Annotated in this window: 4 protein-coding genes; all 4 read left to right on the top strand. The window is 44.6% G+C overall.

Going from position 1 to position 12,352, the window contains the following annotated elements; genetic code table 11:
- Window positions 1-72: 72 nt before the first annotated feature.
- The 4 genes from ACUVJL_RS13715 (at window position 73) to ACUVJL_RS13700 (ending at window position 12,220) form a co-directional block, all read left to right on the top strand.
- A complete protein-coding gene (locus ACUVJL_RS13715) occupies window positions 73-2,097 on the top strand; it encodes an ATP-binding protein (protein ID WP_445246352.1) in 2,025 nt (674 codons plus the stop codon).
- A 185-nt stretch (window positions 2,098-2,282) separates the two neighbouring features.
- Window positions 2,283-8,672: an eCIS core domain-containing protein gene (locus tag ACUVJL_RS13710; RefSeq protein WP_445246351.1), complete on the top strand. Its 6,390-nt coding sequence runs from the start codon at window positions 2,283-2,285 to the stop codon at window positions 8,670-8,672.
- 27 nt (window positions 8,673-8,699) lie between these two features.
- The gene (locus ACUVJL_RS13705) at window positions 8,700-9,824 is read left to right on the top strand and encodes a YbjN domain-containing protein (RefSeq protein ID WP_445246350.1); all 1,125 of its coding nucleotides are present in this window, start codon (window positions 8,700-8,702) and stop codon (window positions 9,822-9,824) included.
- Between the two features lie 8 nt (window positions 9,825-9,832).
- Complete coding sequence (locus ACUVJL_RS13700) at window positions 9,833-12,220, top strand: substrate-binding domain-containing protein (protein ID WP_445246349.1); 2,388 nt, start codon at window positions 9,833-9,835, stop codon at window positions 12,218-12,220.
- Window positions 12,221-12,352 lie beyond the last annotated feature (132 nt).

Here is a 12,352-nt window from a genome sequence, read left to right as displayed (position 1 = left end):
TCAACTTTCTCATCCCACCCACGCGAGAGAAAGTGTCCGAGAGAGGTTGGGAGCATCCCGATTTTGGTAACAATGTCAAGACCCGCACATAATTGGTATCAAACCAACTGGCAATTTATTCAGCAAGAAATCTTTCGCATTCGTCAGTTGTTGGAAACCTTCATCGAGGACAAACCCCAAGACGAAAACTCATTTGCTCCCTCCCAAAACAGTGCCTTAGAGCAAATCAGCACAAAATTTCACCTGTCAGCCTTTGCACGGGATATCCTGATGCTGTGTGTGGCGATGGAAATCGAGCCGACATTTGCCACCCTTTGTGCAAAAGCCAATGGCAACAGCGATCAAAATTATCCCACCCTCAGTTTAGCCCTTTCCATATTTCCCCAAGCCAGTTTGTCAGTCCTCTCTCCCCAAAATCCCTTGCAACAATGGCAATTAATCGAATTTGCCCCAGGCTTTTCCCTCACCCAAACCGCAATTAGACTAGACAAACGCATACTCTGTTATCTGTTAGGAGAAGCCGCCGTTGACGAACACCTGTTAGGAATTGTCACCTTCCCCGAACCCGAACCGGAAACCCTCCCATTGCCACCATCCCAAGCCGGAATTGCAGACAGATTAATCGCCACTTGGTCGCAAGCCCCGCGCAAATTACCCCTCTTGCAATTATGCGGTTCCGATTCCACCACAAAATATCAAATAGTCAGCAATATTTGCGACGATCTCGGCTTTAATTTCGGCATTATTAACGCAGCCGTCCTTCCCACACTCCCCCACGAACTCCATATACTCAAGCAAAGATGGGAAAGAGAAGCCATATTAGAAAATCGGGTATTATTACTCGACTGTGACACGATTTCCACCGCCGAACCTGTGAGAACCACAGCAATTTCTCTATTTATTGAAAATCTCCAAACCCCGGCAATAATCAGCACCCTAGAACGTCTGCCCACACGCCAACAAACCGCCGTCAGCTTTGAGGTTCCTCCCCTCAGCTTCCACGAACAAAAAACACTCTGGGAAATACATCTCGGTACCGCAGCCAACCAACTCAACGGACAACTAACCAAGCTGGTATCCCAATTTAACCTCAACCCAGCCACCATACAAGCCGCCTGTCTTCAAGTCACCACTTCTGCCGATTTTCCCCCCCCTTTTCCAGGGGGACTGGAGGGGATATCCCCAGACGAGAGGGCGGGCACGGGGGCACCGCCCCTACTTTCCACCCAACTCTGGGATTTCTGCCGCACTCAAGCCCGCCCTCGCCTCGATGACTTAGCCCAACGCATCGATGCCACAGCCTCTTGGGATGACTTAGTGCTACCAGAAGCCCAACGTGAGGTTCTCTCGGACATCGCCACTCATCTCCAACAACGGTCAAAAGTTTACCAAGACTGGGGCTTTGCCAGCAAAGGCAGTCGCGGTTTTGGCATCACCTGCCTGTTTCACGGCGAAAGCGGTACAGGAAAAACAATGGCAGCGGAAGTATTAGCACAGCATTTTCGCCTCGACCTCTACCGCATTGACCTCAGCGCCGTAGTCAGCAAATATATCGGCGAAACCGAAAAGAATTTGGGCCGGATTTTCGATGCCGCAGAAACCGGCGGAGTCATCTTACTTTTCGATGAAGCCGATGCTTTGTTTGGCAAGCGCACTGAAGTTAAAGATAGTCGCGATCGACACGCTAATGTAGAAGTAAGTTACTTGCTTCAGCGGATGGAAGCCTACAGCGGTTTAGCCATCTTAACCACTAACATGAAAAATGCCCTAGATACCGCTTTTTTGCGCCGCATCCGCTTCATGGTCGAGTTTCCCTTTCCAGCAGCCCCATACCGCACTCAAATTTGGCAGCGCATCTTCCCACCGCAGACACCAACCCAAGGGCTAGACTACCAGAAACTCGGACAGCTACAGGTAGCAGGCGGCAATATCCGCAACATTGCCATGAATGCCGCTTTTTTCGCCGCTGATGCCGACGAACCTGTGATGATGAAACATATTCTCCTAGCAGCGCAACGGGACTATCTGAAGTTGCAAAGAATTCTGACCAAAGAAGAAGTGAAAGGCTGGGTAGTTCCCAAAGTAAGTGACAACTAAAGGTTAGGGAACAAGCCATTTTTTCTGTGACTTTTTCTTGTTAATATAGTATACTTAAAGTTTATCCGCTTTTTCGGAAGTTAGACCAAAGTCTAATATGGTTGTCGATCGCGATCGTGGTAATAATTATCATATCTCCTCATACTGCGCGAAAGAATTTAACAGGGGATTCCAGAGGTTAAACCATGAGTGCAAAGGCAGCTCCCCAGATCCAGAAATCAGCAACACCCATTCCGACCATTGCAACTCCAATAGCATTAGGGAGCGTGCGAGCCTTTACAGACGAAACAGCAATTCAAGAGCAAGAATCCTCCAGCGCCGACTGGCAAGTAGCCGCCGCCTCACCGCCCCCAGAAGAAGGCGATCGCACCGCCAATTCTAGCTACAACTTTAGTCGAATTTCTGTCGCTGATTATGTGCCTGCAACCGTGCAAACTAAATTAGTTGTCGGCGCACCAGGGGATAAATACGAGCAGGAAGCTGACGCAATGGCTGATAAAGTCATGTCGTGGAATTCCTCCGTACAAAGGCAAGAGGAATTAGTACAAGAAAAGCCAGAAACTCAACCTCAACCTGTAGCTGAAACTATTCAGCGTCAAACCGAAGAAGACGGCACTGTTCACCTAAAACCTCTAGCTAAAACCATTCAGCGTCAAACCGAAGAAGATGGCACAGTTCACCTAAAACCTGTAGCTGAAACTATTCAGCGTCAAACCGAAGAAGATGGCACTGTTCACCTAAAACCTCTAGCTGACACTATTCAGCGCCAAACCGAAGAAGATGGCACTGTTCACCTAAAACCTTTAGGCAATCAAATCTCACCCCTTGTCCAACAAACTATCAAACGTTCTAGCCTGATTTCCCGCAAAGGAGACGGTGCATTTGCAGCGAGCGAGAGCATCGAAACTCGCATCAAAAGTAACAAAGGTAGCGGTCAACCCCTGCCAGATGAAACGCGCAGTTTCATGGAGTCTCGCTTTGGTAATGACTTCAGTGGTGTCAAAGTTCACACGGGTTCCGATTCCGTACAATTAAGTAAAGAACTCGGCGCTCAAGCATTTACTCACGGGGAAGATGTCTATTTCAATTCGGGTAAATATTCCCCCCACACCGACGAAGGGAAAAAACTACTCGCCCACGAACTCACGCATACTATTCAACAAACTGGGCCAAAAATTAAGGCAAAACCCCTCAAGCGTTCTGAGACAACACCCAAAATTCAAGCTCAAAAAGATTCATTTTTAACTCAATCCATTTCATCACCTGTTGGGAAAATTACTAAGTTCAATACAGGGGATAAGATTCAGTCTGCTAGTGAAAATGCCAAAGCACCTGAAGCTTCTCCTCAAGATAAAGAACAAGAGAAAGATAAGAAAGAAGAACAAAACGCTCCACAAAACCAAGACACCCCTAAAGGAAACGCAGCGGCTGGTGAAAAAACTGAGGCCAAAGGAGATGCTAAAGGTGCAGAAGGTGGTGCCACTGGCGGTGAGGGTGGCAGTGCCGAAGGTAGTGCTGCTGCCGGTGGCGGTGAGGGTGGCAGTGCCGAAGGTAGTGGTGCTGCCGGTGCAGGCGCAACTGTTGAATCTGTTACTATACCGCAACAGACTGGAGAGATAGCACCAGACTCTCCGCAAGCAGATCCCGCTTTTCAGGCGGTAGTGAAACAGTCCGAAAACGCAGCCGGACAGTACAACCAGCATCCCGATCCGAAAGTGAAAGCGGAGCAAGCGCAACAAGCGGCAGAAGATCCTCAAAAGCAAACGCGGGACGCTGAAGCGACCAAAGTTGAGGAAACCAGCCAACAGAAAACGAAAGCTTTTGACCGGGATTCTTTCGAGAAAGCCATTCTCGACAAACTGGGTATAGCAATTCCTAAAACCTTAAAGGAAGCTGACGAATTTTCCACAAGCAATAAACTCGGTGAAGTCAAAAGCCAATTAACCGAAAAAGTTGAACAAAACAAGCAAGAAGCAGCAGGTGGAATGCCTGAAGCCAACAAAACTGCACCCGACCCTAACAAAGAACAAGCCAAAGATGTCAACCCCATTCCCGACATAAAACAGGATGTCGGTAAACAGCAACCAACCGTTGAAGCTGATAAAGCAGTTCCTAAAGAAAAGACAGAAAAAGAAATTGAAAAGCCTTTAGAAAAAACAGCAGAAAATTTAGACCAAACTTTTGGAGAGATTCAGCCTAAATTGGTGGTTGGTGCTCCGGGGGACAAATACGAGCGAGAAGCTGACCAAATGGCAGAGCGAGTGATGGCAATGCCAGAGCCAAAAACCGCTCAGCCAGAAGAATCTGCTAGCTATGAAACAGAATCAAATCCTGCCATTCCTGAATCTAAACCACAAATTCAAAACCAGATTGAGTCGGTTGCCAAAGCTGAAAATGCACCTTTTGTTGATGATGCCGAAGGCGAACAGTTACTTGCTGCTAGCGTTCAGCGAGTGCAATTGTTTATTCAGCGCAAAGAAACCTTAGAAGCGCAACCCATAGAACAACCGGAAAAAGCAGTTCCTCTGAACCAAGAACGCTTGGAAACCTGGGGTGAAATGGGCGGTTCTCAAGCAATTACTGCTTTAAAAGATGCCAAGAAACATACACAAGAAGGGCCAAAACAATACCGCCAAGAAGAGGATGGGCAACTAACCACAGCAAAAGGGGAAACTGTAGGAGAGGCAGACAAAACGAATCAAGAAATGTATGGCGATCGCGATGCGAAAATGAACGAAGTAGCTGCTTCCCAAGAGCAGACGAAAACGGAAGATGAGAAAAAGCGCGAGAAAGTTACAGCCGACATTGAGAAAATTTATAAACAAACCAAAGATGGTGTAGATGCCAGACTTCACAAGTTAGATGATGATGTCAACCGAGAATTTGAGAGAGGTTCCCAAGCAGCGAAGCAGAAGTTTGAAGGCTATGTAAGTCAAAGAATGGCTGCCTACAAAGAGGAGCGTTATAGTGGTATTCTCGGACCAGGAAGGTGGATTATAGATAAAGTGGCTGGCTTGCCAAACGAAGTGAATAGATTTTATGAAGAGGGCAAACAAGTTTACCTCGACGAGATCAAGAAAAACATCTCAAAAATTGCTACTATTGTTGAGACAGGGCTCAACGAAGCGAAAGGACTGGTTGATAAAGGGCGGCAACAAGTTAACGATTATGTTAAATCTTTACCAGAAGACCTCAAACAAGTGGGTGCAGATTCAGCCGCCACCATCCAGTCACAGTTTGATAATTTAGAGCAAAGTATTAAAGATAAACAAAATCAATTAGTAGATTCTCTGGTTCAAAAATATCAGGCCAATCTGCAAGAATTAGATAAACGCATAGAAAAGCTAAAAGAAGAAAATAAGGGTTTACTTGATAAAGCATTGAAAGCAATTGCAGATGTTGCTAAGGCAATTATTAAAGCTGTTTTGACACCGATAAAAACAATTCTCGAAGCTTTAATTGGAGGTATAGCTGGCCAAGTAATCGATGCCATTATTGACGACCCTGTAAAATTCATGTCAAATCTTTTTAAAGGGATTGGCGATGGCATTAAAAATTTTGCTAGCAATATAGGCAAACACCTGCTGAATGGTTTAGTCAGTTGGCTATTTGGCAATATCGGGAGTGAACTCAAGCTTCCAGAGAAATTCGATCTAAAAGGGTTTTTAGATATCCTGTTGCAAATTTTAGGTTTAACTCAAGACTATATATTTGGACTTGCAGAGGAAGTTCTAGGTACAAATGTTATTGGATTAATTAAATTTATTATTGAGTTCATTATCAAAAATGGTACTGACAGCCTCAATGTTTTGTGGGATTTGGTCAAAATGATTGGGGAAGTCGGCATTGATGCCATCATGTTTTTGATCGAAGAGGGTGCTGAGGCGATCGAATCTTTACCAGAAACTGTTCAAAATATTTTAAAATCTTTTGGAGGAGGCATTGAGACAATTCTCGGTTTTGCTAAAAATTTGATGGGTTCTATGGGTGAGGAAGTATTAGAATTAGTGGGCGGCTTAGGAAAAGGCGCAAAATTCATCTTTGACTTCTTTTCAAGTTTATTTAAAGAAGGGATTACTGCTACTTGGAAATTTATCAAATCATCAATCGGAACCTTGAAAGAAATTTTTATGGGCGACCTCTCACAAATGCTGATTGTGGAGGTTGTTAAAACAGGGATTATGTGGCTAATCGGTTTGTTAAATCCGGCATCAGGCATAGCTAAAATTGCTAAAGCTATTTTTGATGTAGTAAACTTTTTTATTGAGAGAAAGGAGGAAATTAAAGCTTTAGTAAATTCTATTTTAAATACCCTTAAATCGATCGTTGATGGGAAACCAGGCGAAATGGCGAATATGATCGAGAACGTTTTAGCAAATGCAATCCCTACTGTATTGGGTTTCTTAGCCTCGCTGTTAGGAATTGGAGGAATTCCGAGTAAAATTCAAAAGATTTTCACAAAACTAAAAGCCCCTATTACTAAAATTATTACGACTATTGTTGACAAAGCCAAAGGTTTTTTCAAGGGAATTGGAAAAGCAGTTAAGAAAGGATACAAGAAAGCGAAAGGAGCAGTTAAGAGAGGATACAAGAAAGCAAAAGAAGCAGTTAAGAAAGCGTTCCAAGGAGGCAAAAAAGATAACAAACGTAAATCTAAAGATAATGCAAAAAAACGCCTTAGTCCTGCCTATAAACAAGCGCAGGAAATAGTAAAAAAAATCCGCGATCCTGAAGAAGTAAAAAAACAATTGCCGTCCATTGGCTCGAAGCACAAAGTCGAACAGCTAAAGCTAACAAAAAAAGGTTGGTTTGGCTCATCTAGTAAATACGAAATTGTTGGTAAAACTAAGCAAATTCAAGTACAGCGACAACTAGAACCAGGGGTCGGGAATCAACCTGTAGCAGAATCTAGAAGCGTTTCCCAGCCATATTCAGATAGTTTATTTTTGCAATTAAAAAAGGAGAATCCTTGGGAAAATAAGGCAAACAAGTTAATTGTTAAAAATAAATTAAAAGGAAATAAAGAGAAGGCCGATTTTATTCTCAAAGTAGAATTAAAGACTCAGAATAAAATTATGAAAGAATTAGCTGAAAAACTGAAAAAAATAGTTAAGAGCAAAGTTCAGTATGCAACGGTTGAGAAAACGTTACCAGGATTCAAAAAACGCTACAAACTGCAATCTCTGACGATTGCTCCTGGGAATCGGAAAAAGACTAAGTATCAAATTCAAGCGATCGCACCTTCAGGGGAAGCAACCCAAGCTCAACGGCAAGCAATGCCAACAGCAACTCGGGCGATGGATACCATAGGGGTAGAAGAAGCGATCGAGCGATCGCAAGGTAAAGGGCAACAACTCGCGCCAAATGTTCGCTCTCCGATGGAAAATGCCTTCGGTTTTGATTTCAGCAGCGTTCGCATCCACGCCGATACAGAAGGCGATCGCCTCAGCCGTTCTCTAGAAGCTCGCGCCTTTACAACGGGATCGGATGTGTTCTTCCGTCAGGGGGCTTACGCGCCCGAAAGTCAAACGGGTCAGAGACTCCTCGCTCACGAACTCACCCACGTTGTTCAACAGTCTGGCGAGTCTCCCCAAGTTGCTCCCAGCAATCCTTTACTATCCCGCACGGTACAGCGAGTTAGTGAAGAAGCCCCATCTTTTGTACAACGCGAAGCTGAAGGCAATTCTAATGGCGATGCAGAGGTTAAAAAAGCTCAGACAAAAGCACTGGTTATAGGTGCTGCGGCGGTTGGCGCATCAATGGCATTCGATTACTTGGCCTCAAATTCCCATGTAAATGTTAGCTCGAAGATTCAAGGAAACAAGCTAACGATGAAAGTGAAAATCGAGAAACCAAAACAACAGGAACAACAGAAGGAAAAACAAGCTGGACAAGATAATCAAGCTTTACCGGACGATTTAGTTTATGATATTGTGAAGTTAATCCAGCAAATTGTTAATCAATACCCTAACCCTGACATCGTACAGAAAAAACTGGATCGAGTTGCTGTAGACTTTGATTTAGAGTTGCTTAAGATTGTGGGAGCAGCTACTATTGGCGATAGCTTCACCTACGATATTCAAATTAAAGGCAGACCACAAAAGCCACCACCAGACGATACAGCAAGTTTGGCAAAAAACCTAGAGCGTTTAACTCCTCAAACAGAACCAAAAGCTGAAAAAGGTAAATCTGAAGGAGGCAGCTTGTTGGGTTCCCTGTTCAGCAAAAATTCTCAGCCCAAATCAGACGCTAAAACTAAAGAACCTAGCCTAACAAAAGCATCTGAAAAACCACAGCTGCCTTCTGCTACCACAAACGGTAAAGACCAGAAAGTGAAAGCAGGTCAGCCTGAGAAGCAGGAAACAACACCAAAAACAACTAAAGAGCCAGTTGTCAAAGAGGAACAAGAGAAGAAAGCAACTGAAGAACTTAAAGAAGAAGCAAAAACTTCTCAAAAACAATCGCCTAACAAGGGTAGCACTGAGGCTAAACAGTCTCTAGATGTTAATACCAAAGTCAAGCGAACTGACCCTGCGACTGTAGAAATTTCCGTCAGGGCCGATCATAAAAAATAATCATGAATTGCTGACAGGGAAAAAACTATGAACTCTTACCCAATTAATCAAGAAATAACTTTCTATTCGGCTGATGGAAACCCTGTCCCTGTTCAGGGAATCGCTCTAACACTGACTGAGAAAGATGGAGAAATTCTCCGATGCCGTTTGAAATTTGCAACCCAGGAGCAACTTTACAAATCCTTATTAAAAAACTCACTGTTTAACTTGAAATCAGAATTAACATTTTCCATAAAGACAGTTGAGTTTTTACCAGAAATTCCTATCATTTTAGAAATTGAATTGCGACCGGATTGGTTAGTTAAACTGACTCAGGAAGGAAAAACAAGAGAAAATGTTATTAATTTTTTGATAAATGTAGACTTTCCTGATGATATTACTCAAGCTTTTAATTATACAGAAAATTGGTATTGTTTATCAGTAAAACAACAGCAAGAAACAGAAAAAGTAGGATATCGAACGTTTTGGGATCACCTAAATCTGAGCGAAATCAATGAAGCCGTATCTACAGGCAATAAAATTATTGAATCCTTGTCTAGTTTTATTCAAGAAAAAACTGAGAGTTTGACATCCCAGTTGGAAACCCTAAATTCTAGCAGCGAAGAGTCTTCCGAAAATCTGATTCAATTTATAGAATTATTTGAAAAACTTGAGTTTAATAATTCCTCCCAACCTCAGCCTATTTTTGAAGTGATGAGAGATTTTTTTGATGAGGACGATTGGAACTTTGTAGAACTTGAGGGAGAGTCTGTTCTGCAAATGGGATTTGAGGGGAAAAATGGACGCTGGACTTGTTATGCGTGCGCTTTTGAAGAATCTCAACAATTCGTGTTTTATTCGGTCTGTCCTTTAGCAGTATCCCCAGAAAAAACCCTAGCAATGGCAGAATATTTAATGAAGGCAAATTATGGTTTAATGGTTGGTAATTTTGAGTTAGACTTTATAGATGGAGAGATTCGCTACAAAAGCAGTATCGATGTGGAAAATGAGCAGTTAACCACAGGACTGGTCAATAATTTAGTTTATGCAAATGTCTTAACAATGGATAAATATTTGCCAGGAATTATCGCCATGATCAACGCTCAATTATCCCCTTCGGAGGCGATCGCCCTCGTTGAAAATCAGCTCGAAAACCAGACAGAACAGGAGTAAAATCAACAGTGGCAATTCCTAAATTTCAACCCAAAGTACCCCGCCGCATACTCGAAGAAATTAAAAGGCAGGGGAGGTGGACGCTTGGCAGTAGGCTGAGCTATGCTACTTATTATCTGCGGTACGGCATTTATAATATAGTGCCACCTCCCCTGCGTTGGTTCGTTCCTTTTATTCAGGAAGATATCAAGGATTTATTCAGACCTGAACCAGAGGAAGAAACAGCCCCAGAAGAATTTCCCATGACCGTTGCAGGGGAGAGAAGTGAAGAAGTTACAGCCGAAAAGTTGACGACTTATGAGAAATATCGCTGTCCTTTTAATAACCCCCTAAACTGCCAAGAAGCGCAGCAAACAGTTACAGAAAATCCTCAAGCAAAATCTTGCCGAAAATGCGGCTTCCCGGCTTTGTTGCCGAACTTGGGAGAAATTCAAGGAAAGCGGGGACGCTACCGCATTGAGCGCATTTTAAACAGCCGAGGAATCGGGCGGCTATATGCTGGCGTACAATTAATAGAAGACCGACCTGTTATTATCAAAGAATACTTGCTACCGAAACGCTATTTTAATGAAAAAGAAGCGATTCAAACACAACTTAATTTTGAAAGTTTGGGGGGGTTATCTTTAGCAGACGGCCGCTTACAGAATGGCAGAATTGCCGACACAATCGAAGCGATCGCCGATCGCGATGACCGCGAACGCTGCTACCTGATTACAAAAGGCAATATTGACAGCTATTCTACCCTGAGTACCTACATCGCCCGCAAAGGGGCAATGTCACCCAGGCAAGTGCGGCATTTACTCAACCAAGTCTTGCAAAGCTTAGAATATTTGCACGGCCAAAAATTCCGCTTGCCAAACGGTCAAATTCAAGGAGGCATTGCTCACGGCAACCTCAGCCTCCAGAGTTTGCTGATCTCCCCCCAGGAACAGCTATATTTCCACGATCCGCAATTTCTCGTTTACTTGTGCGACCTGAATTTGTGGGAACATTTGTTTGAACCGCCGCCAAAAGCAACCCTGATTTCCACACCGGCCCAAGACTTAAAGGCGTTAGGCTATGTCAGCTTTTACCTGCTAGCAGGAAACACAGCTCATGACGGCCGCCGCCTTGACCCCAGATACAATCAAAACTGGGGCAACGTTGATATTGCCCTCAAACTATTTTTGTTTCGCCTGCTGGAATTAGACGTACCCTTCGCCAGTGCAGCAGAGGCCCGCCGCGCGTTGTTAAATTTGCCCCCTGAAGCAGAATTGCCAGACGCCGGAGTGGAAACTGCGATCGCCCCTGTGCCAGAAAATAAGCAGCAGAGGTACTGGTGGCGGTGGTTGCTGCTTTTGCTCGCCCTCGGCTTGTTGGGTGGACTCCTAGCGTGGTGGTTCTCCCGGCGACAAGTGACGGTTGCCAGCAGCACTATCCCCACTTGCTGCATCAGCGACGTGCCCGCCGTTCCCAACGGGAAATTTACCTACGCTGCCGAACAGAAGGGCATTTGGAACTATATCCTGCGGCAGCCTAACTTGATTCAAAAAGATAAAACCTTAGAAGCGGAACTGCTAGAGAGGCGGCCCCAACTTCAATTAAATTATCGGCCGCAGCCAACGGGGGAAGATGCGATCGCCCAAGTCCGTTTAGAACACGTGGACTTTGCAATCAGCAGCCTCACAACTAATCTGAGTAGCGATCTCAAGGCGAAAACCTTTGCCTATGACGGTTTGGTCTTTTATGTCCCTTTCAGCTACGAACAGCGCGATCGCTCCCTGCCAAAACATCTCAACGGGCGAATTAGCTTTAAACAGATCCGACAGCTATACACCGGAAAAATTGCCAACTGGCGAGAGTTAGGAGGGCCCGACTTGCCCGTGCAGCTGTACATTCCCCCCAGTGCCGAGGCTGTCGGCATTTTTGAGCAGCGGGTACTCCGAGATCAGGAACTGATTGAGCAATTTAGAAACCTGGTGCAGTCTCAGGCTAACTCTATGGTTTCCCGCAAGAATGTCCCAAAAGTTTTGCAAATGCCTACCATATCGGCATTGCGGGATGTCCTGCGAGACTTTGAGAATGACCAAATTGGCGCGATCGGGTTTGGGACGATCAGCCAAGTATTCGGGCAGTGTTCCGTTTATCCGCTAGCGGTGGGCGATCGCACTAACAACTTCGTTGAGCCCCTGATCCAAGACGGCGGCCGGCCCATTGACCCCGCAACCGATTTGTGCAACCAAAAAGGAGGCTACCGCCCCAATTACCAAGTATTTCAGAGCGATCGCTATCCCCTTGCCTATCCCCTCGCCGTGATTTTTAGGCGCGACAACCGCCGTGCTGCGATCGGCGATCGCTTTGCCGAAATCTTGAAAACGCAAGAAAGCCAGCAGTTGCTCACCAAAACTGGTAAGTAGTTAAGCAAAATTAATTACATAATTATCTCCAAACTCTTTAAGAATTTTTTCTACAGATGAAACAAGAGATTGCCAGCTAGAGTAGGCATCTATTTCGAGCCATGTATATTTGATAAACCGCCACAAAATTTC

Source organism: Microcoleus sp. OTE_8_concoct_300, assembly GCF_031383065.1.
GTDB lineage: Bacteria > Cyanobacteriota > Cyanobacteriia > Cyanobacteriales > Microcoleaceae > Microcoleus.
This window is presented reverse-complemented; position numbering and strand designations above follow the sequence as displayed.